Here is a 25,613-nt window from a genome sequence, read left to right as displayed (position 1 = left end):
CTTTATTTTATTGGTATGTTTAGTGCGTTTTCTAACTGTGCTTTTCTTGCTATTACGTTAAGCATTGATTGCACATAATTGTTTTGTTGTGAGTATAATTGATTTTGCGCTTGTAATAAATCGAAACTTGATGAAAGCCCTTCAAAGAATTTAATCTGTTGCTTCTTTTCTATTCTTTCTGCTAATGATAAATTTTTCTTTGCAGTTTGAAAACTTTCAATACTTAATTGATAATCGCTTTTTGCAGTTTCAGATTGCAACATTAGTTTTTGCCTAACATCTTCACTTTTAATCGCTGCATTTTCAAGTTCAATTCTTGCTCTTGCTGTTTTAGAACGTCTTCCGAAACTACTAAAAATTGGCACATTTAAACTTACTCCCATCAATGAATAATCAAACCATTTTTGCGAATCCTTTAAGAAATCAAAATCATTTGAATTTGCGTTTGCCCCATAGTTTACAAATGCTGATAATGTTGGCAATGCTTTACTTTGCTCTAATTTCATTAACAATGCTTTACTTTCTTTATCGTTTTCAGCCATTTTAAAATCGATATGACTCTTTACGTTAAAAGATTTTGTAAGTAAACTTAAATCTGTATTTGCTAAAACTAAATTATCTAAATTATCAGTTAAAACTATTTTCTTCTCTATAGAGTTACCTAAGGCTATATTTAACATCTTATACGCTATGCTTTTCATTCTTTTAGCATTATTATAATTATTTTCAATAGTACCTAGGGTAATCTGCAACTGCTCTACATTTTCTAACTCAGTTAATCCGTTTTTATAAATCTTCTGTGTTTCTTCTAAATTCTTTTTAAGAACACCTCTATTCTTTTCTAAAATTTCGATATTTCTTTCTATAACTAATACGTTTCCATACGAATTAATAACAGCTTCTCTTGTTGCTAACTCTGTTTTCTCTTTAGCCTGCTCTGATATTTTTAAATAGGTTTTAGCTGATTGTAAGCCTACTAAATAAGATCCGTCAAAAATTAACTGTGTTAAAGTTAATGAAGCATCCATGGTTTGTTTTGTTCCAAATTTAACTGGAGTAAAAGTACCTGGTGCTCCTCCTGAAATTTCAGCTGGCAATAACGAAACTTGTTGTTTTAACCAATTTTGATAATCGACCTTACCACTTATTTGAGGTAAGCCCATTGTTGTTGTTTCCCACTTTCTTTCTTTAGCCGCCTCAATATTATTTAAAGCAATCTTATTGTCGTAATTATTTTTTATTGCATAATCAATGGCTTCTTGCATTGATATATTAAGTTCTTCTTGCGCAAACAGAAAGCCCGTACAAAAGAATATAAATACACTATATATGTATTTTTTCATTGTTATTAATTTTGATTTATTATTTTTAATTGTTTTTCTAACTCTTCTAATCCATTACTTGTTGCAATTGCTCTTATATGGTATTCTAAAATTTGATATTCAACTTTCATTAATTCTTGCATTTCACTACCATACATTTCAGTATCGAAAACTCCAAATATTAAAGTGGAATAAAAATTAAATATCAAGTCGATATTTAAACCCTCTCTATAAAAACCTTGCTCAATTCCTTTTTTAATATTATCAACATTACACTCCTTAAACATACAAACCTCACGCTCCATTAAGCTTGTGTATGTTTCTGGATAATATTTTTTCAGCTGAAACATTGGTGAAGTCTTTGCGTTTTTAAACATTTCTTTAAAAATTGCTTTTACCGCAAATTCCTCTTCAATAGCATTATAACCACGCTCTTTAATCTTAATTATTGTTTCATTTATAGTCGCATGAACCGCTTCTGTACTAGCATCAACCAAAGCTGTTTTATTTGAAAAATACTTATATAACGTCTTCTTAGAAACCCCAAGTTCTTTAGCAATATCATCCATAGTAATACTTTTAAACCCAAGGCTTAAAAACATTTCTCCTGCTTTATTTATTATTTTATCTCTCATAATTCGACCGCAAAGATACTGCAGGAAACTTTAGAAACAAAAAAAGTTTCCAAAGTTTTAATTATTTTTTTCATTCTATTGATAATAAAATTATTCATTATCTTATTTTTACAAAAAAAATTAAGATTTGGACATATTACAATATCAGTCAGACTTTTTATCTTACCTAGAATCTAAAAAAATTATAAGAGAGCCTAAAAACCTCTATGAACCTATAGATTATATTCTTCAAATAGGTGGTAAAAGAATTCGACCAATACTAACTCTTATCGCTTCAGATATTTTTTCTGGAGATTACAAAAAAGCAATGCCTGCGGCTTTAGCTGTTGAAGTTTTTCACAACTTTACATTAGTGCATGACGACATTATGGATGATGCTCCTTTAAGAAGAGGTCATAAAACTGTTCATGAAAAGTGGGATATTAATAGAGGTATTTTATCGGGAGATGCAATGCTTATACTCGCTTATCAACATTTCGAGAACTACAATCCAGTTGTTTTTCAAAAACTAGCGCAGTTATTTAGTAAAACAGCTCTTGAGGTTTGTGACGGACAACAATTAGATGTTGATTTTGAAACAAGAAATGATGTTACTATCGAAGAGTACATTAAAATGATTACCCTAAAAACATCTGTTTTAGTTGCCGCTGCTTTAAAAATGGGCGCTATTGTTGCCGAAGTTAACGATAACCAAGCGCAACATTTATATAATTACGGATTAAATTTAGGAATTGCCTTTCAATTACAAGATGATTATTTAGATACCTACGGTAATCCTGAAACTTTTGGGAAACAAATTGGTGGTGACATCATCGAAAACAAGAAAACTTTTCTTTATTTAAAAGCCTTAGAAGTCGCAAATGATGACGATAAGGAGAAATTAAGTATTCTTTACAATGAAAAACAAGAAAATATTTCAACCAAAATAAGTACCGTTTCTGCCATATTTTCGAAAAATGATATCCCTAAATTTACACACGAACTTATTGAGTATTACACTAATAAGTCTTTCGAGAGTTTAGCACACCTAAACATTTCTGATCAAGCCAAAGAGGGCTTGCGTTTGTTCGGTGAAAATTTAATGAGCAGAAAAGTGTAAAAAAAGTTTTTTTATTTAAAAAAGTTACTATTTTTGCAGTCCTAATTTAACCGGTCTTATAGCTCAGTTGGTTAGAGCACCTGACTCATAATCAGGTGGTCCCAGGTTCGAGTCCTGGTGGGACCACGTTTAAATTCAACCACTTACAGAAATGTAAGTGGTTTTTTTTTATTTTAATTGGGTTAATCTTGCCACGTATTTACCAATCACATCAAATTCTAGATTAATTTTACTCCCTACTTTAAAATTTTTAAAAGTAGTATGCGCTATGGTATAAGGTATAATAGCTACGCTAAACTCATCCTTTTTAGAGTTTACTACCGTTAAACTTACTCCGTTTACAGTTATAGATCCCTTCTCAATAGTAACATTGTCACCATCAAAATCATAAGAAAAAGTAAAAATAGTACTTCCTCCCTCATCTTTAACACCTGTACAAACTCCAGTTCTATCAACATGCCCCTGTACGATATGACCATCTAAACGAGCACCTAATTTCATAGCTCTTTCTAAATTCACTTCTTCTCCTTCTTTTAAATCACCTATATTGGTTTTATCTAACGTTTCTTTAATTGCCGTAACAGTATATTCATCATTAAAAACACCAACCACAGTTAAACAAACACCATTGTGGGCCACACTCTGATCTATCTTTAACTCGTTTGTAATATTACTTAAAACAGTAATGTGTAAATTCTCTTTATCTTGCTCTAATCTCTTAACAATTCCAAGAGTTTCAATTATTCCCGTAAACATTCTCCTAAATTTTAGTTACTTTTGTTAACATCAAAAATACAACTTTTACGTACGAAAGTAACTATGGATACTACAAACAAAATTATTGTTGGGATTTCAGTTGGGGATATAAACGGAATTGGGATTGAAATTATTTTAAAGACTTTTGAAGACAAACGTATGCTTGAGTTTTGTACTCCTGTTTTATTTGCTTCAACTAGGTTGATATCTTACCACAAGAAAAACCTAAAGTTAAGCACTAATATTCATGGTATTAACTCTATTGATAAAATTTCGCATGATAAAATCAATTTAATGAATTCATGGACTGATGAAGTTAAAATTGAAATAGGAAAAACTACTGAAACCGGTGGTAAATTCGCATACAAATCACTTGAAGCAGCAACAAGCGCTTTAAAAAACAACCATATTGATGTTTTACTTACCGCACCAATAAGCAAAGAAAATATACAATCTGAAGATTTTAACTTTCCAGGTCACACAGAATATTTAGAAGAAAACTTAGAAGGTAAAAGTTTAATGGTTTTAATGACTGATGAATTACGAATCGGTTTAATTACAGGTCATATTCCTATTTCTGAAGTAGCAGCGACGATTACTCCTGAGCTAATTAAGGAAAAAGTTGAGATTATGCACGCTTCTTTAAAACAAGATTTTAGTATTAATAAACCAAAAATTGCCATCTTAGGATTAAATCCTCACTGTGGTGATAACGGAATTATAGGAAAAGAAGATGATGAAATTACCCGTCCTGTAATTGCAGAAATAAAAGAATCTGGGAAATTAGTTTTTGGCCCATATGCTGCAGATGGGTTTTTCGGCTCAGAAACCTATAAGCAATTCGATGGTGTTTTAGCAATGTATCACGACCAAGGACTTGCCCCTTTTAAAGCACTTTCTTTTGGTAACGGTGTAAATTTCACAGCCGGCCTAAACAAAGTAAGAACCTCTCCTGATCACGGAACAGGTTTTGATATTGCAGGTAAAAACATAGCAAACCCTTCTTCATTTAAAGAAGCTTTATTTACCTCATTACAAATATTTAAGAATAGAAAACAGCATGCAGAACTAACAAAAAACACTTTAAAAGTTAAATAGTTTTTTTTTTTAGGTAAAATATAAAAATATAAACATTTTTTATATCTTTGCACGCTCAAATTGATCTTACAGATGAAAGACATAAAAGAATTCAATATACCTTTTGTAGGTTTAAAAGAAGGAAGTCATTTATTTCAGTATCAAATTGGAAAAAAGTTCTTTGAAGCATTTCAGTTTGATGAATTTAACGACGCAAACCTAACCGCGGATATTAATTTTGTAAAAAAAAGCACATTATTTGAGCTTACGTTTACAATACAAGGTACTGTAAACGTACCTTGTGATAGCACCGGAGAACCATTCGATTTAAAAATTGATGGTGTTTTAGATTTAATAGTTAAATTTGGACCTGAATACAACGACGAACATGATGAAATTTTAATACTTCCACATGAAGTATATGAAATGAACGTTGCTCAATATATATATGAGTTAATTGTTTTATCTGTTCCTAGTAAAAGAATTCATCCAGATATTTTAAATGGCACGATGAAATCTGACGCTTTAGATAGATTAAACGAATTAAGAATAAACGAAGAAAAAACTGTTGAACAAACGTCAGCAGACCCAAGGTGGGATAAATTAAAGGATTTACTAACAGATAAATAAAACATAAAATGGCACATCCAAAGAGAAAAATATCGAAAACTAGAAGAGATAAAAGAAGAACTCACTATAAAGCTTCTGTACCTCAAATAGCTGTTGATCCTACAACTGGAGAAGCTCATTTATACCACAGAGCTCACTGGCATGAAGGAAAATTATACTACAGAGGTCAAGTAGTATTAGAAAATGCAGTTGCTGAGGCATAAACACTAGTTTTTACAACACAAAAAAACCCTCTTTTTGAGGGTTTTTTTGTGTTTTTTTGTTAAAAAATAACCTTTTTGATGTTTTTTCTTTAAAAAGGTCAACTATTTTTCATTACTTTTGACAACTAGTTTTATTACAAAACAAACAATTATGACTAAAATAACTGCAGCGATTTCCGCAGTAGGAAAATTTGTTCCTGAGTATATCTTAACCAATAAGGAGCTCGCAACTATGGTAGATACTAATGATGAATGGATCACTAGTAGAACCGGTATCAAGGAAAGAAGAATCTTAAAAGGAGAAGGTAAAGGAACTTCTTTTATGGCTGTTAAAGCGGCTGAAGATTTACTTAAAAAATCAAACATCGACCCTAAAGATATTGATTTAGTAATTGTTGCTACTGCAACTCCAGACATGCTTGTTGCCTCTACCGCTGCTTACACAGCTTCTCAAATCGGTGCTACAAATGCTTTTTCTTACGACTTACAAGCTGCATGTTCTAGTTTTTTATTCGGAATGTCTACGGCTGCTAAATATATAGAAAGTGGTCGCTATAAAAAAGTATTACTAATAGGAGCTGATAAAATGTCTTCAATTATTGATTATACAGATAGAGCTACATGTATCATTTTTGGTGATGGGGCTGGTGCTGTATTATTCGAACCAAATACTGATGGGCTTGGTTTACAAGACGAATATTTAAGAAGTGACGGAATTGGTAGAGAGTTTCTTAAAATTGATGCTGGTGGTTCTATTTTACCTGCTTCAGAAGAAACACTAAAAAAAGGTCAGCACTTTGTGCATCAAGAAGGAAAAACGGTATTTAAATACGCTGTTTCGAATATGGCTGATGTTTCTGAAAAAATATTACAACGAAACAATCTTTCTAAAGATGATATTGATTGGTTAGTTCCACACCAAGCGAATAACCGAATTATTGAAGCTACAGCAAATAGAGTTGGTTTAGAATCAGAAAAAGTAATGGTAAACATCCATAAATATGGAAACACCACTTCTGCTACTTTACCTTTGTTAATTGCTGATTATGAAAAGGATCTAAAAAAAGGAAATAATTTAATTTTTGCAGCATTTGGTGGAGGCTTCACATGGGGAGCTATCTATTTAAAATGGGCATACAATTCATAAAAAACCAAACAACTAAAATTAGGAATATGGATATTAAAGAAATTCAAAATCTTATAAAATTTGTAGCAAAGTCAGGTGCAAGTGAAGTAAAGTTAGAAATGGAAGATATTAAAATCACCATTAAAACTGGAAGCGAAACTCCTGAAACTACAATTATTCAGACAACAGCTGCCCCAATGAGCGCAGCTCCTCAAATAATGGCGCAAGCTCCTGCAGCAACAACTCAGGCGGCACCTTCAAATGATAATTCAAGTGCTGATGAAGATTCTAAATACATTACAATTAAGTCTCCAATAATCGGAACTTTTTACAGAAAACCTTCTCCAGACAAACCAAACTTTGCAGAAGTTGGTACCGAAGTAAAAGTAGGTGATACTGTATGTGTTATTGAAGCAATGAAATTATTTAACGAAATTGAATCTGAAATTTCAGGGAAAATCGTTAAAGTATTAGTAGATGATTCTTCTCCGGTAGAATTTGATCAACCATTATTTTTAGTAGATCCATCTTAAGTAACATATAACTCCAAATAAAAGTATATACTTACTTATTTGGAGTTTTAAAATTTTTAGAACGTATGTTTAAAAAGATATTAATTGCCAATAGAGGTGAAATTGCGCTACGCGTAATTAGAACCTGTAAAGAAATGGGAATAAAAACAGTAGCTGTTTACTCTAAAGCAGATACTGAAAGCTTACACGTAAGATTTGCTGACGAAGCAGTTTGTATTGGACCAGCTGCAAGTAGTGAATCTTATTTAAAAATGGATCGTATTATTGCTGCTGCAGAAATTACAAATGCAGATGCAATTCATCCTGGTTATGGTTTCTTATCAGAGAATGCTAAATTCTCTAAATTATGTGAAGAGCATGAAATAAAGTTTATCGGAGCTTCACCTGATATGATTGACCGCATGGGAGATAAAGCAAATGCTAAATCTACCATGATTTCTGCTGGAGTACCTTGTGTACCTGGTAGCGAAGGTGTTATCGAAACTTTTGAAGATTGCGAAAAAACAGCTATAGAAACTGGTTATCCTGTTATGCTAAAAGCATCTGCAGGTGGTGGTGGAAAAGGAATGCGTGCTGTATGGAAAGCAGAAGATTTAAAAGACGCGTGGGATTCTGCTCGTCAAGAATCTAAAGCTGCCTTTGGTAATGATGATATGTATATGGAGAAGCTAATTGAAGAGCCTCGTCATATCGAAATTCAAATTATTGGAGACTCTTACGGTAAAGCATGTCATTTATCAGAAAGAGATTGTTCAGTTCAACGTCGTCACCAAAAATTAACAGAAGAAACGCCTTCTCCGTTTATGACGGATGAATTACGTACTAGGATGGGAGATGCTGCTGTAAAAGCTGCTGAATTTATTAAATATGAAGGAGCAGGAACTGTTGAGTTTTTAGTAGATAAACACCGTAATTTCTTCTTTATGGAGATGAATACACGTATTCAGGTAGAACACCCTATTACTGAAGAAGTAGTGGATTACGATTTAATTCGTGAACAAATTTTAGTAGCTGCAGGTGTACCTATTTCTGGTAAAAATTATTTACCTCAATTACACTCTATCGAATGTAGAATTAATGCTGAAGATCCTTACAACGGGTTTAGACCTTCACCAGGTAAAATTACATCTTACCATGCACCAGGAGGTCATGGAGTTCGTATAGACACACATGTTTATGCAGGTTATATGATTCCGCCAAATTACGATTCTATGATTTCTAAGCTAATTGTTACTGCACAAACTCGTGAAGAAGCAATTAACAAAATGAAACGTGCTTTAGATGAGTATATTATTGAAGGAATTAAAACAACAATTCCTTTCCATAGACAATTAATGGATCATCCTGATTATGTTTCTGGTAATTATACCACGAAATTCATGGAAGATTTTGAAATGAAATAATATTAAAATAAAAAACCTAATATGCTTTAAAACATATTAGGTTTTTTATTTATTTCTTACAAAATAATCCTGTTTTGCAAACTACTTTTCAAAACTTGATTTCTCTGGTAGTATACTATCAAATGCATCGCTTATATCTTGCATTACTTTATTATAGTTTCTAATATGTATATTATCATTTAAACAAACGAGCTTATAAGATTGTTCTCTTACCGCCTTAATAGCCTTTTTAGATTTAATTAATAATGGAAACATTTTGGTGTCTTGATATGTATTATAAGGCACAAAATTAGAACTACAAATTTGCCAAGTTTTAAACAATTCAGGAGTATAATCATCATTACTTCTAAACCTATGCTTAGACATTTCGGTAAGCTCTTCATTACAATGCTCCCATACATCTACAAAGGTAGATTTTAAAAAAGGCTGTGCGTTATGAGGTGTACGAAGTGTAATAAATTCATTATAATACTTTAATAACTTTGTTAACCTTCCTTTCTTACCGTAAGATGGATCGTACCATTTATCGTGATCCTTCTTAAAAACTTCCTTCTTATCAAAATGCTTGTTAATAAGGCGAATATTATTTTTAAGCATTTTTTCAAATTGAGAAATACCTGTATTTTTCCTAAAAGTAGCTATATCTTTAGGTAATCCGTTTTCAAAAAATCTATTTTCAGAAACATTATTTATAATGAAAAAATCATCATTAAAATACACAAATTTCTCAGATAAATCAGGTATTTTGTGCATGTATATCTCTATTAAATTAGAGTTAAAAACAGGCAAAAATTCGCTTGGAATATAATCTGAATGATTTACTAAATTTATTTTCGGATGATTTTCATCAAGCCAATCTGGTTTTTGACCACTTGTAACAAAATGAATTTTTCGAACCCAAGGAGCAAATTTCTCAATACCTCTAAACCAATATTTTAAAAACCCATGATCACGAAAACGTGCCTCTGAAAGTTCATTTACAGAGTTATCTATTTTGTTAGAATACTTTGAAAACTCTTTAATCCATTTAGGATCATCCATATCAACCCAAGTAACTACAAAGTCTATCCCCATCTCTTTTTATATAAAATTAAACGAATCTTTCTAAGCTTCAAAAGTAAGTTATTTTCAATATAAATATAGTGAAATTACTTAAGAATTAAAGGTTATCTATTAATTCAATATCATTAAAATATGGTGAAAAAATTAGATTCTGAATAAATTTAAAGATGCAACTGATTTACTAGATTTGGGCAGTGTTACAATTGTTACAAATAATGCGGAATTTTCGAGTATTTTTACCACACTTAAAAACAACCGTATTTTAAGAACTGAATTAGGAAGCACAAACCAAAAATATATAGCAAACAACGTTGGTGCAACTAAAATTATAATAGATTATATAAAAAAAACTTTATAATGGATATCATATTACAACCTTGGCCTTGGTACATATCTGGCCCATTGATTGCCTTTGTTCTTTTCTTGTTTTTTTACTTCGGAAAAAACTTTGGTGTATCCACAAACTTAGAAACAATGTGTACTATTGCAGGCGCCGGTAAAGTTTCTGATTATTTTAAAAAAGATTGGAAAGAACGCGATTGGGCGCTTGTATTCTTAGCTGGATTAATTATTGGTGGGTTTATAACCATTAATTATTTATCGACAACAAACACTATTAATCTAAACCCTAAAACCGTACAAGAACTCGCTGAGTTAGGTTTTGCCAATGCAGGTGACTCTTTCGTGCCAAATGAAATTTTCAGCTTAGAAAACATGCTTACTCTTAAAGGGTTTTCTATTTTACTAATTGCAGGGATTTTTATTGGTTTCGGAACCAGATACGCAGGCGGATGTACTTCTGGACACGCAATTACTGGTTTAAGTAGTTTACAATTACCATCATTAATTGCAGTAATTGGTTTTTTTATAGGTGGGTTAGTAATGACTTGGATAATATTTCCCTTAATTTTCGGATAAGATGAAAAATATAAAATTTTTAGTATTAGGTGTTTTCTTCGGAATTATCATGACAAAATCTGAAGCTATTTCGTGGTATAGAATATACGAAATGTTTAAATTTCAATCGTTTCACATGTATGGTATTATAGGATCGGCTGTAGCAATTTCAATGGTATTAATGTATTTCTTTAAAAGTGGAAAAATTAAAGATTACTTAGGAAATCAAATAAACATTAAAGAAAAGAAAAAAGGCTTTATAAGAACACTTGTTGGTGGAACCATTTTCGGATTAGGATGGGCTCTTGCAGGCGCATGCCCTGCACCTATTTTTGTTTTAATTGGCCATGGTATATTACCAATAATTATTGTTTTACTTGGCGCTATGTTAGGTGCTTTTATTTACGGTTTATTAAGTAAAAAATTACCTAATTAATCCTGCAATAAAATAGCTTCTAATAAGTTTGAATTCGTATTATCAACCACTTTCCAATTATAAATTTTAGAGAGTTGGTATATTTTAGACAGTTCTTCGAAAAGACGCTTCTTAGCATCTTTTTGAAGGTCAGATACTGTTATGGTTGCTTTTATCTTTTCGATAGCTCTACCATTAAGCATATTTAATTCTGATCTAGAAAAGGTATTGAATTGACTTTGTTGTAAATCGAAATATTTAATATCTGGCGAAATTAAAACCTCTTCTTTAGGAATTTTATTGATAATTATTTGCTTGCCGATACTATCTATTTGTATTTCTAACTTAGATAAATCATAACCAACCTCAACTTTGGCGCTAACTGATAGTATCGCTTTTTTTTCAAATGAAAGGTAATTGTATAAATATTTCTTGGTATCAGAAAAACTATACATTTCAGAAAAAACGCCTTCTGAAACTACTAATTTACTTAGATTTTGTATACCACTTAAAACTACTTTTATTTCTTCTTTTTGATGCTTTTCTTCTTTTTTTTCATACCATAACTTGGCAATCAAAAAACCCAATAAAAAAATAGCAATATATTTAAGGAAACGCATAATTTCTTTTTCATAAATATAGAAAAAGTATATTAAACCAAAGCTTTGTAGTGTTTTAATTTAGGCTGTAGTTTCTTCTTCTTTCGGAAAAGCTTGTTTATTAAATATAAATAATAAAACAACACCAATAGTTATCCAAGAATCGGCACCGTTAAAGATTGCATTAAAAAAAGTAAAACTCTCTCCTTCATACATCGGAAAATATAACATATCTACTACTTTACCATAAAATAAATCACCATACGGTTTATCTGAAAACAATGTTGCCACATTATGATACGAATTATCAAAAATTACTCCGTAAAAAATTGAATCTATAATATTACCTATTGCACCTGCTAAAACCAAACCAATAGCGATAACAACACCTGTATGAGCTTGCCTTTTTATAGTTTGCCATAACCAGTAGATAATACCAGAAACCGCAAAAACCCTAAACAATGTTAAAAATAATTTACCTGCTCTACCTCCAAACTCAAAACCCCAAGCCATACCATTATTTTCAGTAAAATGGATTTTAAACCAATCACCAAAAACAACTACTTCTTCCCCAAGTTGAAAATGAGTTTTAACATATATTTTACTAATTTGATCAATTAAAATTGCCAAAACTACAGTAAGTATTGCGATATTTTTTTTAGACATTTTATAAATTTAACAGCAGCTAAAATAAGAAAAGTATTCGTTTTTATTCTGTTATTAAGATAACATTAGCGTTAATAGAACGTACATTGAATTTACGAATAGCTTTTGGATTACTTTTAGTGTAAAATTGCTTGCTATAGCTATTTTCATTTACATGAATTTCTCCATTATTCGTTTCTATATTTATAACTGTGGTTTTTTTTATCCTACCGTATACGTTACCAGAAAATAATTTAACAAAAGTATTTCCCTTTACTTCGTTTAGCTTCACGTTTCCTTTATCAATATAAATTTTTAAATCTCCTTTGTAACTTTTAGAAGTGATATCAATCGTTTTTCCGTAAATATTGATACTTTTATTACTCGGAATTTTAATTATCGTAGTAGCTCTTTGCAGTCTTTTTGTTATAAATTTTCTAAAAACAGGTTCCTTAAATAGGTTAAAATGAAGTTCAAAACTTACTTTTAAAACACCGTTTTGCTCATCTATAAAAATAGTATGTGTATTCGGATTTTCATCTAATAAAACAATTTCTATTTGATTACTTAATGAATTTTCTATAGTTACATTATCCAGGCCATCCGTAATTATTTCTATTTCTTCTGATTGATAAGTGCTTTTTTTAAGTAACTTTTCTTGTGCGAATAAAGTTAAGTTAATAAACAAAAAAACAATTATACAAAAGGGTTTAATGCAAAAAAAACCTCTTATTAGAGGTTTCTTATTATTGTTATAATTATACAAAACGTTACTGTTTACGTTTCGCCTCGATACTTAATGTAGTATGAGGAACTAATTTTAAACGTTCTTTCTGAATTAACTTATTAGTAACTCTACAAACGCCATATGTTTTGTTTTCGATACGAATTAATGCGTTTTTTAAATCACGGATAAATTTTTCTTGACGAATAGCTAACTGCATATTTGCTTCTTTAGCCATCGCATCAGAGCCTCCATCAAACGACTTAAACGTAGGGGAAGTATCTTCCGTTCCGTTATCAGAATCATTCTTATACGAAGATATTATTAACTTTAAATCCTGTTCTGAATCTTGTATTTTCTTTAAAATGATTCCTTTAAACTCCTGTAAATCACTATCTGAATATCTTATTGTAACCTCATCCATAATGTTATGCTTTTTCTATTAACATTTTACTTTTTATGGTATCAAACTCAATTTCTATACCATCTTTTAAGTCATCAACAAATAATAGTTCATTTGTTAATGTTTCTGCTTTTATATAATTTTCATTTGCAGTTACAGATTCTTGTAAATCATTAGAATTTAAAATGGTTAATTTTATTTTATCTGTTACTTCTAAACCGGTTTCTTTACGTGCATTCTGAATTCTATTTATCAATTCTCTAGCAACACCTTCTTTACGTAAATCTTCGTTTATTGTAACATCTAAAGCAACAGTTAAGCCTTCTGCATTTGCTACTAACCAACCTTCAATATCTTTCGATAAAATCTCTACATCTGCGGTTTCTAAATTAATCATTTTATCATTAATCTCGACAGAAATAGTTCCTTCTTTTTCTATTTTAATGATATCTTCTTGCGTAAATTTCCGTATCTCATTAGCAATCAACTTCATATCTTTACCAAACTTTGGACCTAAAGCTTTAAAATTTGGTTTTATCTGTTTTACTAAAATACCTGAAGCGTCATCTAACAACTCTATTTCTTTAACATTTACCTCTGATTTTATTAAATCAGCAACTGCTAAAATTTCTTCTTTTTGAGTCTCATCTAAAACCGGAATCATGATTTTTTGTAATGGCTGACGCACTTTTATCTTTTCTTTAGCTCTTAACGATAAAACTAATGAAGATATTGTTTGTGCATTTTCCATTTTACGTTCTAAAGACTTATCAATTAAATTAGCATCGTATTTTGGAAATTCTGCTAAGTGTACACTTTCAAATCCTTCGCCATTTGTAGTACTTGTTAAATCTTTATATAACTTATCCATAAAAAATGGTGCCACTGGCGATGCTAATTTAGCAACTGTTAGCATACAAGTATATAAGGTTTGATATGCTGATATTTTATCTTGCGCATATTCTCCTTTCCAAAAACGTCTTCTACATAAACGAACATACCAGTTACTTAAATGGTCTTGCACAAAATCAGAGATTGCTCTCGTTGCTTTTGTTGGTTCATATTCTGAATAGAATACATCTACTTTCTGAACCAAAGTATTTAATTCTGATAATACCCAACGATCAATTTCTGGTCTTTGATTTAACGGTACCTCAGCTTCGCTGTAATTAAAATTATCTAAGTTTGCGTATAAGCTAAAGAATGAATAAGTGTTGTAAAGTGTTCCGAAAAACTTTCTACTAACCTCTGTTATTCCGTCTAAATCGAACTTTAAATTATCCCAAGGATTTGCATTCGATATCATGTACCAACGCGTAGCATCCGGTCCATATGTATCTAACGTAGTAAATGGATCTACTCCATTCCCTAAACGCTTCGACATTTTTTGTCCGTTTTTATCTAACACCAATCCGTTAGAAACAACGTTTTTATAGGCTTTATCATCAAAAACCATGGTTGCAATTGCATGCAATGTATAAAACCAACCACGAGTTTGATCTACACCTTCAGCAATAAAATCGGCAGTTTTCCAACCTTCTTCTACTAATTCTTTATTTTCAAACGGATAATGCCATTGTGCATATGGCATAGAACCAGAATCGAACCAAACATCAATTAAATCTGCTTCACGTTTCATCGGTTCACCTGATGTTGATACCAATGTAATTTTATCAACTACATTTTTATGTAAATCAACCGTATCGTAATTTTCGTCTGACATATCTCCTGATACAAAATCAGCAAAAATATCTTCAGTCATCACACCTGCTTTTACAGCCAATGCCATTTCTTCTTTTAACTCAGCTACAGAACCCATTATTTTGGTTTCCTTACCATCTTCGGTTCTCCAAACTGGCAATGGAATTCCCCAAAAACGAGAACGCGATAAGTTCCAGTCATTGGCATTTTTTAACCAATTTCCAAAACGACCTGTTCCTGTTGATTCAGGTTTCCAATTAATTTCTTCGTTTAAAGAGTGCATACGTTCTTTAACGTCTGTTACTTTTATAAACCAAGAATCTAACGGATAATATAAAATAGGCTTATCGGTTCTCCAACAATGCGGATAACTGTGCACGTATTTCTCTACCTTAAAGGCTTTATTTTCTTCTTTTAATTTAATCGCAATTTCTACATCTACCGAACGCTCTGGAGCTTCGCCATCAGTATAATATTCATTCTTTACATATTTTCCTGCAAACTCACCCATTTCTTTGGTGAATTTACCTTGTAAATCTACTAAAGGAACTAGGTTATCATTTTCGTCTTTTACCAACATTGGTGGTATACCTGCATCTTTACAAACGATAGCATCATCAGCTCCAAAAGTTGGTGCTGTGTGTACAATTCCTGTTCCGTCTTCCGTAGTAACAAAATCTCCAGGAATTACTCTAAAAGCTTCTTCTGGGTTTTCATATGGTAATGCGTACGGTAATAATTGCTCGTATTTAACACCTACTAAATCGGTACCTTTACATTCGGCAACTACCAAATAAGGAATTTGTTTATCATCTGTTTTATAAGAAGCTAAATCAGCTTCATTTTCAACCACTTTAAACTTTTTTCCTGCAAACTGTTTACCTACTAAAGCTTTTCCTAAAAGAACTTGTGTAGGTTCGAACGTATATTGATTGAATGTTTTTACTAAAACATACTCAATTTTTGGACCTACTGTTAAAGCTGTATTACTTGGCAACGTCCAAGGAGTTGTTGTCCATGCTAAAATATGAACATCACTTCCGTTTTGTAAAACACTTGGTAAAGTTTCGCTAATTGCTTTAAATTGTGCAACTACCGTTGTATCTGTAACATCTTGGTATGCTCCTGGCTGATTTACTTCGTGAGAACTTAAACCAGTACCTGCTTTTGGTGAATAAGGTTGAATTGTATAGCCCTTATACATCAAATCTTTGTTATAGATTTGTTTTAACAACCACCAAACGGTTTCCATATATTTTGGTTTATAAGTAACATACGGATCTTCCATATCTACCCAATATCCCATTTTTTCGGTAAGTGTATTCCAAATATCAGTATACTTCATTACTGCTTTTTTACAAGCAATATTGTATTCTTCTATCGTAATCTTTGTTCCGATATCTTCTTTGGTAATTCCTAATTCTTTTTCTACCCCTAATTCAACAGGCAAACCATGGGTATCCCAACCAGCTTTACGCTTTACTTGAAATCCTTTTAAGGTTTTGTAACGGCAAAAAATATCTTTAATCGTACGTCCCATTGCGTGGTGAATACCCGGTAAACCATTTGCTGAAGGTGGTCCTTCGAAAAAGATAAACGGTTTGTTATCATCACGGGTAGTTATACTTTTTTCAAAAATGTTGTTTTCTTTCCAATAATTAAGAATTTCATCAGCAACATTTGGCAAGTTAAGCCCTTTGTATTCAGTAAACTTCGTACTCATTTTGTAATTGTATTAATTGAATTCGCGAAATTACGTATTTTCTTGTAATTGTAGTAGTTGACACTTAAAAAAAGCCTTTAAATATAGGCTTTAAAATTTAGCGCAATCCTTTTAAGAAATTCCTCTTTCGTTTTTAATTTGTTCGTAGGCTGCCTGAATTTTTTGAAATTTTTCATTTGCCCCTTCTTTATGTTCTTCTCCTAAGCCTTCTAACTTATCTGGATGGTATTTTTTAGCCATTTTTCTATAAGCCTTTTTCAACTCATCATTAGTCGCTTCTTTAGTTATTTCTAAAATCTTGTAAGCACCATCTGTTTCATCATAAAACATTGCTTTTATTGATGAATAATCATGATCGTTGATATATAAATAACCTCCTATTTTTCTTATTTCTTCTTCTTCGGATGCTGTTACTTGTCCGTCTGCTTTCGCTATTCCGAATAAAAAGTGCAATAATTGTAAACGGGAAGAATGCGACATGTGTTGACGGATTTGCATACACACCTGACGCGTTGATATTTTCCTTTTAATAATTCCGTTAAACAATTTAAACGCATGATTTGCACGCTCTTTTCCGTACATTTTTACGAAATGCATGCGCACATAATCTAACTCTCGCTTATCAACTTTACCATCTGCTTTAATAACAACAGATGCTAAAATTAGCAATGTAATTTCAAAATCGCCAGAAGTAGCTCTTCCTCTTTGTTGTGATCTAGACTGTCTTTGGTATTCTTGTTGTTCTTGCATAAAATCTTCAACAGATACTCCATCAATAAAACTACCTACCGCAAATCCTATAATAGCTCCTATCGGACCACCCATTGTAAATCCCGCTCCGGCTCCAAGCCACTTTGCAAATTTTCCCATTCTTAAATTTTAAAGGTGTAAATATACTATTAACTACTTACAAAAAAGCCGATTTGTTTAGGCTTGACTCTTGCTTTTAAATAAAGTATCTTTGCCTAAATTATTTAATAAAAAATTATGTACCCAGAAGAATTAGTAAAACCGATGCGTGACCAATTAATCGATGCTGGTTTTGACGCTTTATATACTGCCGAAGATGTTGATACAGCTTTAGCAAAAAAAGGAACAACTTTAGTAATGGTAAACTCTGTTTGTGGTTGTGCAGCAGGTACTGCAAGACCAGGAGCAATTGCTTCTTTAGGAGCTGATAAAACTCCTACAAACTTAACAACTGTTTTTGCAGGTGTAGAAAAAGAATCTACCGCTAGAGCAAGAGAACTTATGGTTCCTTTTCCTCCGTCATCTCCTGCAATTGCATTATTTAAAGATGGTAACTTAGTACACATGTTAGAGCGTCACCATATCGAAGGACACTCTGCACAAGCTATTGCTCAGAACTTAGCAGGTGCTTATGATGAATTTTGTGAATAATAATTCGCACTAGAATCAATAAAAAAAACCAGCAAATTTGCTGGTTTTTTTTGTTATACTTTTTTTATTACGCTGGTAACAATACCCCAAATAACAAAATTATTCTCTGCTGTTATTTTAATTATCGGATAATCCGGGTTTTCAGGTTGCAACCAAACTTCGTCTTTTTCTACTCTTAATCGTTTTACAGTAAACTCACCATCTAAAAAGCAAACGGCTATTTTGTTGTTTTCTGGCGCTATACTTCTATCAATTACCAATAAATCATTATCATCTAATCCGGCACCAATCATAGATTGCCCACTAACTTTTGCAAAAAAGGTCGCTTCTTTATTTCGTATCAACTCTTCATCTAACGAAATACGCGTTTCCCTAAAATCATCCGCAGGTGAAGGAAATCCAGCAGATATACCAATATCCTTAAAAATTGTACCTACTGTTTTACCCATTTCTTTAGGTGAAAAAAAAGTTAATGTTTCTGATGTGTTCATAAATTTATTTTACCGTAATAATATCGTTAATATTCGTGGTGTATTTTGGCGACAATCGCTCTTGGCGCATTTTCCAAGTTCGTTGTAAATCTTGATTTGCTAATTTAACCTTATCTGACTTAAATGTCTGATTTATTTTATCAATAGCTTGCATTAGCGGTTTATGCTTCGGATTTTCTGTAGCAAACATATTTATTTGATAATTATCCGACGGTACTAATCCTGTTACAATAACTCCTGCTCGTTTATACTTTACGCCTTTTTTAAAAATAGTTTTTACGGCTTCTACCGCACTTTTACTTATTGTTAAAGTTGAATCTGTTGGATATGAAAAAACAACCGTTCTGCTTGCCCGATGTTGTTCGCTATCTTTTTTATGGCGGTCGCTGTGCAACACAACCATAACCATGTGACAGCTTGAATTTTGTTTTCGTAATTTCTCGGCACAACTTGTTGCAAACGTAGAAATCCGCTCTTTTATATTATCAATATCAGAAAAAGTATATTCGAAACTTCGGGTGGTAGCAATTGCTTTTTTGGTTACTGGTTCGTCTAACAATATTTTAGCTTCACCTTCTAAGTCTTTTTTCAACTTCCAAACCGTAATTGATAAGTTCTTACGAACCCAGTTATCATCTAACTGTGTAAAATCGTAGGCTTTTATGCAACCTTTTGCTTGTAGCTTTTTTGATAAACGACTTCCTATTCCCCAAACGTTTTCTATCGCAATCCATTTTAAGGCTTTTATTCTTTTTTCATCAGAATCTATTACATACACTCCTTTTGTTTCCTTCGGATATTTACGCGCAATTTTATTCGCTATTTTAGTTAATGCTTTAGTTGGTGCAATACCTATGCAGGTCGGAATCCCCGTCCATTGTAAAACTCTGCTTCTAATTTGCGTTCCGTATTCTTGTAGATTATAATTCTCAAATCCTTTAAACTGTAAGAAAGCTTCATCGATAGAATATACTTCGATATCTGGAGAAAATTGTTCGAGTGTTTTCATAACCCGTGCACTCATATCGCCGTATAACGGATAATTAGAAGATAATACGGTAATGTTATTTTTCTTACAAAACTGATTCCATTTAAATATTGGTGCACCAAACGGAAGTTGTAATTTTTTAGCTTCGTCGCTCATAGAAATTACACAACCATCGTTATTGCTTAAAATAGCAACAGGTTTCCCTTCTAAATTCGGATTAAAAACCCGTTCGCAAGAGGCATAAAAATTATTACAATCTACAAGTGCATACATGTTTGTAAAAGTAATACATCTGTGGTTTTAGTCTTCTAAAAATTCTAAAATATCTGCTGGTTGACATTCTAAAGCTTTACAAATTGCTTCTAAAGTTGAAAACCGAATTGCCTTTGCTTTTCCTGATTTTAAGATGGATAAATTTGCCGTAGTAATTCCCACAATTTCTGCCAAATCTTTACTTTTCATCTTGCGTTTAGCAAGCATTACATCTAAGTTTACAATTATCGGCATAGTTATATGGTTAGATCGTTTTCTTGTTTAATCGATCCTGCTTTAGCAAACACTTCACTTAAAAACAAAAAGAAAAGTCCCATTATCAAGAATAAAAGTACTGAGGAATCTGATTCTATTCCTATCTTTTTTTTCATTATAACTCGTAGCACAATTCTCCCTATAAATTCTACAGTACAACTAATTAAAAATAATTTCCTTATTTTATTAAAGTTGTTTATTACTAATTTTGAAAAGTAATTTCCTGACGACAAATCACCTAAACTATTTTTCAATAAAAACACAGCTCTGGTATACATAAAATACACTGTTAATATAACACTAAGCACAAGCATTCGCTCGTGAAAATTTAATTGATTAAGATCAATACTCATTTCTAATACTTCAGAAACCATTTCAGTATTTTGAGTAAAAAAAGATCTAGAAAAAGCAAAAACAGAAGTTATAAAAATTAATAGCACTAAATAATAATACACATTGATAAAATTCTTTAAAATTGATATCGTTTTCATTATTTAAAATTTATATCGTTAAGTCATTTTCTGTCTTAAGCAAATTACCTTTTACTACTATAAAAGACATGAATTGCACAAATAATGCAACTACAAATATTGGTAAAACTTTACTTATTGCTGTTCCTATTATAAATCCAAACGTATACCCTATTGAATACCCATACTTAACTGTGGGATCAGAAATTGAACTTAAATCTGGTTGACTCATTGTAATTAAACTTAATACAATTGTAAAAACTAAAATCACGCCTCCATAAATAAACAACCCTTTTCCTACTCTTCTTAATCTTTCACAATTCTCTTTTGTAAAAATATTTTCTTTCGAAAAATTAAAAATAACTTTTCTAAATTCAATTATTAAATATATTAAATAGGCCATTAATGTTAATCCTATAAGAGAAAGACAATAATAATACCTGTCATTCCAATCTTCTGGAATTGAAAATTTAAACACCTTTATTTTACTACCTTCATAAATAGCATAATGGATTAACTTATATACCTTCTCAAAAAAACTTATCCCTGCACTAAACACTAATAACGTACAGAACCACTTTAAAACAGTTAATACTTTTTTCATTTTTAAAAACTTGATTAATTCTGATACAAATATAATAAAATTATCGAAAAACAATAATTTATTATTAATTATTGATAATTAAACTTTTCTTATTTTTGCTGTATGATTAAGAAATTAAAGATTGACGGAATTGATAAAATCATCATCAAACGATTGGTTGCAGATGCTCGTACGCCTATTTTAAGTATTGCTCGTGAAGTAGGAATTTCAGGAGCTGCTATTCATCAACGTTTACGAAAACTAGAAGCTTCCGATTTAATTGACGGTTATAAAATGACGCTAAACCCTAAAGCTTTAGGTTATAACACAACTGCTTTTGTAGGTGTTTTTTTAGATTCATCTAGCATGTATTCATCAGCAATAAAACGTTTAAAAGAAATCCCTGAAATTGTTGAAAGCCACTATACAACTGGTAACTATGCTGTTTTCATTAAAATACTATGTAAAAACAACGAAGATTTAATGCATTTATTAAATAAAGATATTCAGAACATAAAAGGAGTTTCAAGAACAGAAACTTTTATATCTTTAGACCAACAAATAGACCGACAAATAAAAATTTAAAAACCCCGAATGAACGAATTTATTTTCTACTTTAAAATGGGCTTATTTCATGTACTTGATATTAGAGCTTACGATCATATTTTATTTTTAATAGTACTTGCCGTTGTGTACTTATTTAAACAATGGACAAAAGTATTATGGCTTATCACATTGTTTACCATTGGCCATTCTATAACCTTAGCTTTATCGGCTTACGGAATTTTAAATGTGAATAGTAATTTAGTGGAGTTTTTAATTCCGTTAACCATTTTTATTACCGGTTTAATGAACGTATTAACCGCTAAAAAAGCATCTGTAGGAAAAGAAAATCAGAATTTATTTTTTGCCCTTTTCTTCGGATTGATTCACGGACTTGGTTTCTCGAATTACTTTAAAATAATGATCGGTAAAACTTCCGATAAATTTATACCTTTATTAGAATTTGCAATCGGTGTAGAAGCTGCACAAATTATTATCGTATTAATCATTTTATTAGTAGGAACCTTGGCGCAATCTATATTTGGTGTAAATCGTCGCGATTGGATTTTAATTATATCATCAATCGTAATTGGTTTCGCTTTTCAAATGATGGTAAACCGCGTTTTTTGGTAAAAATTTAACCATACACCTTTTTTAATCTACCTATATTAGCACTTCACACAACTTTAACTTTGAGCAAAAAACAATTAAAATACGACAAAGCCTATTTAAAAATGGCGCAAGAATGGGGTAAATTATCGCATTGTAAACGTAAACAAGTAGGTGCCATAATTGTTAAAGATCGTATGATAATTTCTGACGGCTACAACGGTACGCCATCAGGGTTTGAAAATTATTGTGAAGACGAAGAAGGTTATACAAAATGGTATGTTTTACATGCCGAAGCAAATGCCATTTTAAAAGTTGCAGCTTCTACACAATCGTGTAAAGGAGCTACTTTATACATTACACTTTCTCCTTGCCAACAATGCAGCAAATTAATACACCAAGCAGGTATAAAACGTGTTGTATATGCTGAAGCTTACAAAGATTCCTCTGGAGTCGACTTTCTAGAAAAAGCAGGTGTTGAATTAACCAATTTACCTTATGAACAAGAATAACCTCCCTATATATTTTTCAATCGCCGTAGTTTTCGGTATTCTTATCGGAACTTTTTTTAGTAATGGAAGCTCAACTAATTTTATTGGCAAAAGCTCATCCAACGAAAAAAAGATAAAACGACTCATTGATTATATTCAAAGTGATTATGTTGATAATGTAAATACTGATGAATTATTAGACGGAGCTATTACCGAAATGCTAGGTAAGTTAGATCCGCATTCAGTATATATTCCAAAAGAAAACCTTCAATTGGTTACCGAAAACATGCAAGGTAATTTTGTAGGAATCGGCGTGCAATTTCGTGTAATTGGTGACACTATTACCGTTATTTCACCAATTAAAGGAGGACCAAGCATTAAAGAAGGTGTTAAAGCTGGTGACAGAATTTTAATGGCAAATAAAGATACTTTGCATGGTAAAAACCTACAAACTCCTCAAATAATGAAAGCCCTAAAAGGGAAACCAAATACAAAGGTAGACGTTCAGATTTACAGAAAAACAACTGATAGTATTTTTAATGTAACCATAAACAGAGGCAAAGTAAATATTAAAAGTGTTGATATTGCCTACATGCTAAACGACAGTGTTGGTTATATAAAGTTAAACCGTTTTTCACGTAATTCTTACCGAGAATTTAAAACATCTTTAGATGCTCTTAAAGAAACCGGAATGACCGATTTAGTACTCGATCTTCGTGGAAATGGCGGTGGATTTATTGATATTGCCAATAGTATTGTTGATGAGTTTTTAGAGAATGATAAATTAATTGTTTTTACAAAAAATAATAAAGGAGACATTAATGAATCTTTTGCAACCGATAAAGGTGATTTTGAAAAAGGTGGTTTATATGTTTTAATTGATGAAAACTCTGCTTCAGCTTCAGAAATTGTTGCGGGTGCTTTACAAGACAACGATAAAGGAATTATCATCGGGCGGCGTTCTTTTGGTAAAGGATTAGTGCAACAAGAAATGGATTTAGGTGATGGTTCTGCTGTTCGTTTAACAACGGCTCGTTATTACACACCAACTGGTAGATCTATTCAGAAACCATACACAAAAGAAGCGCCTTCTTCTATTTATGCAAACGATTTAGAAAACAGGTATTCTAACGGTGAATTATTTAACAGAGATAGCATAAAAACTATTGATAGCTTAAAATTTACAACTCCGAAAGGCAAAATAGTATATGGTGGTGGTGGAATAATTCCTGATCATTTTGTAGCTGTTGATACAGCTACCTATGTTCCTACCATATTTTTTAGACCTTTAAATAATTTCGCATTTACCTACGTAGATACAAATCGTAAAAAGCTAGAGAACACAACTGTTAGCGATTATATTGCTAATTTTGATTCAGATAACAAAGTATCTAACGAATTTTTAGCAAAACTTAATAGTTATAAGCTTTCTCAAAAAACAAAAAATCAACTTAAAAGAAACTTAAAAACATTAATTGCTCGTGAACTTTTTAGCGATGAAGGTTTATATAAGGTAAACGAGATAGATGATAAAATGCTTCAAAAAGTATTTGAATTAGAGAAAGAAAACTAAACTTCTTTTTCTACTCTTTTATTTTGATAAACAGCTGTAATTGTTAAATTCTCGGGGCAAGACTTTATTTGCACAAATTCATCTCCTGTTTTCACAAAGCCAGTTTGTAGTATTTTAAAATAAAGCCCTGGTAAGTTTTGTTTCCAAAATTGTTTTACCATTTTCATATCATTAAAGCGAACCCCTAATTTTAAACAAGGCAAGCGTGGTTTTGTTACCTCTAAAATAGTTTCACCAATCTTAAAAGTATCTCCTACATGCAGTTTCGATTCATCTAAATCATCAATCGTTAGGTTTTCACCAAACATTCCTAATTGCCATTCTAAATTTGAGTGTATTGTTTTCCAATACTCATAATGCTTTAAAGAATATGCGTACACCGCCTGATCAATTCCACCATGGTTTTCTCTATCACACACAGTATCGCCAAGAACATCTTCTGTATCTAAAAAAATAGGCGAAGTTACTGGGTATTTAAAAATCCCTGTAGTAATTATTTCACCTTTCCAATTAACATCCTTTCTATCGCCGATATTTGTAGATACAATTTTCATTTAATGTCATTTTTATTTAAAATACTTTTCTACCCTAAAGCACTTATACCTTTTTATAACACGCTACCCCTCTATTTTAAATCACTAAAGAATTGCATTTCAATAAAATAACAATAACTCATTATATTTACATCAGTTAAGATATAATAAGGGGATTATTTTAACTGACTAATTAAGAATACACGTAGGGGTAACATTCTTAATAAAAACGTTCAAAAAAAGGAGCTTTAAGATATAATCCATAAAGGGGAGATTATATTTTACACCTCCTTTTTTCATATACTATTCTTTAAATAAAAACGCTTATATCATTTCTATATGCGCTTATACTTAAATAGTATTCATTTAAAGATTTACTTCACAAAAAACCTTAACAGAGGTATACTTTTGAAATAGTTAAAAGCGGTAATTAACATAACAAATTTCGGG

The 25,613-nt window shown here is 31.4% G+C and carries 30 protein-coding genes and 1 tRNA gene; 15 read left to right on the top strand and 16 right to left on the bottom strand.

What is annotated here, in order from left to right; all coding sequences use genetic code 11:
* Positions 1–2 precede the first annotated feature (2 nt).
* On the bottom strand, positions 3–1,343 hold the full coding sequence (locus AC28QF_RS03845; protein WP_488200687.1) for a TolC family protein: 1,341 nt from the start codon (positions 1,341–1,343) through the stop codon (positions 3–5).
* Positions 1,344–1,348: 5 nt separating this feature from the next.
* Positions 1,349–1,957: a TetR/AcrR family transcriptional regulator gene (locus tag AC28QF_RS03840; protein WP_488200688.1), complete on the bottom strand. Its 609-nt coding sequence runs from the start codon at positions 1,955–1,957 to the stop codon at positions 1,349–1,351.
* A 127-nt stretch (positions 1,958–2,084) separates the two neighbouring features.
* Here AC28QF_RS03840 and AC28QF_RS03835 point away from each other — a divergent pair, with 127 nt between their 5' ends.
* Both AC28QF_RS03835 and AC28QF_RS03830 read left to right on the top strand, forming a co-directional pair.
* Entirely contained in the window at positions 2,085–3,056 is a 972-nt protein-coding gene (locus AC28QF_RS03835; RefSeq protein ID WP_488200689.1) for a polyprenyl synthetase family protein, read from the top strand.
* Between the two features lie 52 nt (positions 3,057–3,108).
* A tRNA-Ile gene (locus AC28QF_RS03830) sits at positions 3,109–3,182 on the top strand.
* Positions 3,183–3,224: 42 nt separating this feature from the next.
* On the opposite strand, the gene AC28QF_RS03825 is transcribed toward AC28QF_RS03830, so the two are convergent.
* Positions 3,225–3,812: a riboflavin synthase gene (locus AC28QF_RS03825; RefSeq protein ID WP_488200690.1), complete on the bottom strand. Its 588-nt coding sequence runs from the start codon at positions 3,810–3,812 to the stop codon at positions 3,225–3,227.
* A 63-nt stretch (positions 3,813–3,875) separates the two neighbouring features.
* Here AC28QF_RS03825 and pdxA point away from each other — a divergent pair, with 63 nt between their 5' ends.
* The 6 genes from pdxA to accC all read left to right on the top strand — a co-directional run bounded on the left by pdxA (position 3,876) and on the right by accC (position 8,784).
* Positions 3,876–4,910 (top strand): 4-hydroxythreonine-4-phosphate dehydrogenase PdxA, encoded by a 1,035-nt coding sequence (gene pdxA / locus AC28QF_RS03820; RefSeq protein WP_488200691.1) that lies wholly within the window; start codon positions 3,876–3,878, stop codon positions 4,908–4,910.
* A gap of 72 nt (positions 4,911–4,982) precedes the next feature.
* The gene (locus tag AC28QF_RS03815; protein ID WP_488200692.1) at positions 4,983–5,519 is read left to right on the top strand and encodes a YceD family protein; all 537 of its coding nucleotides are present in this window, start codon (positions 4,983–4,985) and stop codon (positions 5,517–5,519) included.
* A gap of 8 nt (positions 5,520–5,527) precedes the next feature.
* Positions 5,528–5,722: a 50S ribosomal protein L32 gene (gene rpmF / locus AC28QF_RS03810; protein WP_218771557.1), complete on the top strand. Its 195-nt coding sequence runs from the start codon at positions 5,528–5,530 to the stop codon at positions 5,720–5,722.
* A gap of 151 nt (positions 5,723–5,873) precedes the next feature.
* The gene (locus tag AC28QF_RS03805; protein WP_488200693.1) at positions 5,874–6,869 is read left to right on the top strand and encodes a beta-ketoacyl-ACP synthase III; all 996 of its coding nucleotides are present in this window, start codon (positions 5,874–5,876) and stop codon (positions 6,867–6,869) included.
* Between the two features lie 26 nt (positions 6,870–6,895).
* On the top strand, positions 6,896–7,381 hold the full coding sequence (accB, locus tag AC28QF_RS03800; RefSeq protein WP_488200694.1) for an acetyl-CoA carboxylase biotin carboxyl carrier protein: 486 nt from the start codon (positions 6,896–6,898) through the stop codon (positions 7,379–7,381).
* 65 nt (positions 7,382–7,446) lie between these two features.
* Positions 7,447–8,784 carry an acetyl-CoA carboxylase biotin carboxylase subunit gene (accC, locus tag AC28QF_RS03795; protein WP_488200695.1) on the top strand — a complete coding sequence of 446 codons (1,338 nt, stop codon included), beginning with the start codon at positions 7,447–7,449 and terminating at the stop codon, positions 8,782–8,784.
* Between the two features lie 81 nt (positions 8,785–8,865).
* Here the strand turns inward: accC and AC28QF_RS03790 are convergent, their stop codons facing one another.
* Positions 8,866–9,858: a stealth family protein gene (locus AC28QF_RS03790; RefSeq protein ID WP_488200696.1), complete on the bottom strand. Its 993-nt coding sequence runs from the start codon at positions 9,856–9,858 to the stop codon at positions 8,866–8,868.
* A 345-nt stretch (positions 9,859–10,203) separates the two neighbouring features.
* On the opposite strand from AC28QF_RS03790, the gene AC28QF_RS03785 reads away from it, so the two are divergent.
* Entirely contained in the window at positions 10,204–10,764 is a 561-nt protein-coding gene (locus AC28QF_RS03785) for a YeeE/YedE family protein (RefSeq protein ID WP_488200697.1), read from the top strand.
* 1 nt (position 10,765) lies between these two features.
* Positions 10,766–11,179 carry a DUF6691 family protein gene (locus AC28QF_RS03780; protein ID WP_488200698.1) on the top strand — a complete coding sequence of 138 codons (414 nt, stop codon included), beginning with the start codon at positions 10,766–10,768 and terminating at the stop codon, positions 11,177–11,179.
* Here AC28QF_RS03780 and AC28QF_RS03775 read toward each other — a convergent pair.
* From AC28QF_RS03775 to AC28QF_RS03750, 6 genes are all read right to left on the bottom strand, one after another.
* Complete coding sequence (locus tag AC28QF_RS03775) at positions 11,176–11,778, bottom strand: DUF4230 domain-containing protein (protein ID WP_488200699.1); 603 nt, start codon at positions 11,776–11,778, stop codon at positions 11,176–11,178. The two genes, AC28QF_RS03780 and AC28QF_RS03775, sit on opposite strands and share 4 nt — an antisense overlap.
* 60 nt (positions 11,779–11,838) lie before the next feature.
* Entirely contained in the window at positions 11,839–12,423 is a 585-nt protein-coding gene (locus tag AC28QF_RS03770) for a lipoprotein signal peptidase (protein ID WP_488200700.1), read from the bottom strand.
* 43 nt (positions 12,424–12,466) lie between these two features.
* Positions 12,467–13,090 (bottom strand): hypothetical protein, encoded by a 624-nt coding sequence (locus tag AC28QF_RS03765; RefSeq protein ID WP_488200701.1) that lies wholly within the window; start codon positions 13,088–13,090, stop codon positions 12,467–12,469.
* Positions 13,091–13,172: 82 nt separating this feature from the next.
* A complete protein-coding gene (locus tag AC28QF_RS03760; RefSeq protein ID WP_488200702.1) occupies positions 13,173–13,550 on the bottom strand; it encodes a TraR/DksA family transcriptional regulator in 378 nt (125 codons plus the stop codon).
* Positions 13,551–13,554: 4 nt separating this feature from the next.
* The gene (gene ileS, locus AC28QF_RS03755; protein ID WP_488200703.1) at positions 13,555–16,953 is read right to left on the bottom strand and encodes an isoleucine--tRNA ligase; all 3,399 of its coding nucleotides are present in this window, start codon (positions 16,951–16,953) and stop codon (positions 13,555–13,557) included.
* A gap of 111 nt (positions 16,954–17,064) precedes the next feature.
* On the bottom strand, positions 17,065–17,823 hold the full coding sequence (locus tag AC28QF_RS03750; protein WP_488200704.1) for a TerB family tellurite resistance protein: 759 nt from the start codon (positions 17,821–17,823) through the stop codon (positions 17,065–17,067).
* 117 nt (positions 17,824–17,940) lie between these two features.
* Between AC28QF_RS03750 and AC28QF_RS03745 the strand changes: the two genes are divergently transcribed.
* Entirely contained in the window at positions 17,941–18,354 is a 414-nt protein-coding gene (locus tag AC28QF_RS03745; protein ID WP_218771570.1) for a BrxA/BrxB family bacilliredoxin, read from the top strand.
* A gap of 53 nt (positions 18,355–18,407) precedes the next feature.
* Here AC28QF_RS03745 and AC28QF_RS03740 read toward each other — a convergent pair whose 3' ends face one another.
* From AC28QF_RS03740 to AC28QF_RS03720, 5 genes are read right to left on the bottom strand one after another with little or no spacing between them, the layout of a single operon-like run.
* A complete protein-coding gene (locus tag AC28QF_RS03740) occupies positions 18,408–18,845 on the bottom strand; it encodes a LexA family protein (protein ID WP_488200705.1) in 438 nt (145 codons plus the stop codon).
* A 4-nt stretch (positions 18,846–18,849) separates the two neighbouring features.
* A complete protein-coding gene (locus AC28QF_RS03735) occupies positions 18,850–20,106 on the bottom strand; it encodes a Y-family DNA polymerase (RefSeq protein WP_488200706.1) in 1,257 nt (418 codons plus the stop codon).
* 27 nt (positions 20,107–20,133) lie between these two features.
* The gene (locus tag AC28QF_RS03730) at positions 20,134–20,340 is read right to left on the bottom strand and encodes a helix-turn-helix domain-containing protein (protein WP_488200707.1); all 207 of its coding nucleotides are present in this window, start codon (positions 20,338–20,340) and stop codon (positions 20,134–20,136) included.
* 2 nt (positions 20,341–20,342) lie between these two features.
* Positions 20,343–20,852 (bottom strand): DUF2975 domain-containing protein, encoded by a 510-nt coding sequence (locus AC28QF_RS03725; RefSeq protein ID WP_488200708.1) that lies wholly within the window; start codon positions 20,850–20,852, stop codon positions 20,343–20,345.
* A gap of 10 nt (positions 20,853–20,862) precedes the next feature.
* The gene (locus AC28QF_RS03720; protein ID WP_488200709.1) at positions 20,863–21,435 is read right to left on the bottom strand and encodes a DUF2975 domain-containing protein; all 573 of its coding nucleotides are present in this window, start codon (positions 21,433–21,435) and stop codon (positions 20,863–20,865) included.
* Between the two features lie 102 nt (positions 21,436–21,537).
* Between AC28QF_RS03720 and AC28QF_RS03715 the strand changes: the two genes are divergently transcribed.
* Genes AC28QF_RS03715 through AC28QF_RS03700 form a run of 4 tightly spaced genes read left to right on the top strand, consistent with a single transcriptional unit; the run spans position 21,538 to position 24,630 of the window.
* Positions 21,538–21,999 carry an Lrp/AsnC ligand binding domain-containing protein gene (locus tag AC28QF_RS03715; protein ID WP_488200710.1) on the top strand — a complete coding sequence of 154 codons (462 nt, stop codon included), beginning with the start codon at positions 21,538–21,540 and terminating at the stop codon, positions 21,997–21,999.
* 9 nt (positions 22,000–22,008) lie between these two features.
* Positions 22,009–22,590: a HupE/UreJ family protein gene (locus tag AC28QF_RS03710; protein ID WP_488200711.1), complete on the top strand. Its 582-nt coding sequence runs from the start codon at positions 22,009–22,011 to the stop codon at positions 22,588–22,590.
* A gap of 59 nt (positions 22,591–22,649) precedes the next feature.
* Positions 22,650–23,078, top strand: coding sequence for a deoxycytidylate deaminase (locus tag AC28QF_RS03705; protein WP_315943997.1), 429 nt, complete (start codon positions 22,650–22,652; stop codon positions 23,076–23,078).
* Positions 23,065–24,630: a S41 family peptidase gene (locus AC28QF_RS03700; protein WP_488200712.1), complete on the top strand. Its 1,566-nt coding sequence runs from the start codon at positions 23,065–23,067 to the stop codon at positions 24,628–24,630. Before AC28QF_RS03705 ends, AC28QF_RS03700 begins: the two co-directional genes overlap by 14 nt.
* Here AC28QF_RS03700 and AC28QF_RS03695 read toward each other — a convergent pair.
* The gene (locus tag AC28QF_RS03695; protein ID WP_488200713.1) at positions 24,627–25,184 is read right to left on the bottom strand and encodes an MOSC domain-containing protein; all 558 of its coding nucleotides are present in this window, start codon (positions 25,182–25,184) and stop codon (positions 24,627–24,629) included. The genes AC28QF_RS03700 and AC28QF_RS03695 overlap by 4 nt on opposite strands.
* Positions 25,185–25,613: the final 429 nt, after the last annotated feature.

The organism is Tenacibaculum sp. M1.3A (assembly GCF_057732375.1).
This window is presented reverse-complemented; position numbering and strand designations above follow the sequence as displayed.

Bases quoted from the DNA above. Each gene is read 5' to 3' on its own strand.
- AC28QF_RS03845 (WP_488200687.1), bottom strand. From the start codon at position 1,343: ATGAAAAAATACATATATAGTGTATTTATATTCTTTTGTACGGGCTTT.
- AC28QF_RS03840 (WP_488200688.1), bottom strand. From the start codon at position 1,957: ATGAGAGATAAAATAATAAATAAAGCAGGAGAAATGTTTTTAAGCCTT.
- AC28QF_RS03825 (WP_488200690.1), bottom strand. From the start codon at position 3,812: ATGTTTACGGGAATAATTGAAACTCTTGGAATTGTTAAGAGATTAGAG.
- pdxA (WP_488200691.1), top strand. From the start codon at position 3,876: ATGGATACTACAAACAAAATTATTGTTGGGATTTCAGTTGGGGATATA.
- AC28QF_RS03815 (WP_488200692.1), top strand. From the start codon at position 4,983: ATGAAAGACATAAAAGAATTCAATATACCTTTTGTAGGTTTAAAAGAA.
- rpmF (WP_218771557.1), top strand. From the start codon at position 5,528: ATGGCACATCCAAAGAGAAAAATATCGAAAACTAGAAGAGATAAAAGA.
- AC28QF_RS03805 (WP_488200693.1), top strand. From the start codon at position 5,874: ATGACTAAAATAACTGCAGCGATTTCCGCAGTAGGAAAATTTGTTCCT.
- accB (WP_488200694.1), top strand. From the start codon at position 6,896: ATGGATATTAAAGAAATTCAAAATCTTATAAAATTTGTAGCAAAGTCA.
- accC (WP_488200695.1), top strand. From the start codon at position 7,447: ATGTTTAAAAAGATATTAATTGCCAATAGAGGTGAAATTGCGCTACGC.
- AC28QF_RS03790 (WP_488200696.1), bottom strand. From the start codon at position 9,858: ATGGGGATAGACTTTGTAGTTACTTGGGTTGATATGGATGATCCTAAA.
- AC28QF_RS03785 (WP_488200697.1), top strand. From the start codon at position 10,204: ATGGATATCATATTACAACCTTGGCCTTGGTACATATCTGGCCCATTG.
- AC28QF_RS03780 (WP_488200698.1), top strand. From the start codon at position 10,766: ATGAAAAATATAAAATTTTTAGTATTAGGTGTTTTCTTCGGAATTATC.
- AC28QF_RS03775 (WP_488200699.1), bottom strand. From the start codon at position 11,778: ATGCGTTTCCTTAAATATATTGCTATTTTTTTATTGGGTTTTTTGATT.
- AC28QF_RS03770 (WP_488200700.1), bottom strand. From the start codon at position 12,423: ATGTCTAAAAAAAATATCGCAATACTTACTGTAGTTTTGGCAATTTTA.
- AC28QF_RS03760 (WP_488200702.1), bottom strand. From the start codon at position 13,550: ATGGATGAGGTTACAATAAGATATTCAGATAGTGATTTACAGGAGTTT.
- ileS (WP_488200703.1), bottom strand. From the start codon at position 16,953: ATGAGTACGAAGTTTACTGAATACAAAGGGCTTAACTTGCCAAATGTT.
- AC28QF_RS03750 (WP_488200704.1), bottom strand. From the start codon at position 17,823: ATGGGAAAATTTGCAAAGTGGCTTGGAGCCGGAGCGGGATTTACAATG.
- AC28QF_RS03745 (WP_218771570.1), top strand. From the start codon at position 17,941: ATGTACCCAGAAGAATTAGTAAAACCGATGCGTGACCAATTAATCGAT.
- AC28QF_RS03740 (WP_488200705.1), bottom strand. From the start codon at position 18,845: ATGAACACATCAGAAACATTAACTTTTTTTTCACCTAAAGAAATGGGT.
- AC28QF_RS03735 (WP_488200706.1), bottom strand. From the start codon at position 20,106: ATGTATGCACTTGTAGATTGTAATAATTTTTATGCCTCTTGCGAACGG.
- AC28QF_RS03730 (WP_488200707.1), bottom strand. From the start codon at position 20,340: ATGCCGATAATTGTAAACTTAGATGTAATGCTTGCTAAACGCAAGATG.
- AC28QF_RS03725 (WP_488200708.1), bottom strand. From the start codon at position 20,852: ATGAAAACGATATCAATTTTAAAGAATTTTATCAATGTGTATTATTAT.
- AC28QF_RS03720 (WP_488200709.1), bottom strand. From the start codon at position 21,435: ATGAAAAAAGTATTAACTGTTTTAAAGTGGTTCTGTACGTTATTAGTG.
- AC28QF_RS03715 (WP_488200710.1), top strand. From the start codon at position 21,538: ATGATTAAGAAATTAAAGATTGACGGAATTGATAAAATCATCATCAAA.
- AC28QF_RS03710 (WP_488200711.1), top strand. From the start codon at position 22,009: ATGAACGAATTTATTTTCTACTTTAAAATGGGCTTATTTCATGTACTT.
- AC28QF_RS03700 (WP_488200712.1), top strand. From the start codon at position 23,065: ATGAACAAGAATAACCTCCCTATATATTTTTCAATCGCCGTAGTTTTC.
- AC28QF_RS03695 (WP_488200713.1), bottom strand. From the start codon at position 25,184: ATGAAAATTGTATCTACAAATATCGGCGATAGAAAGGATGTTAATTGG.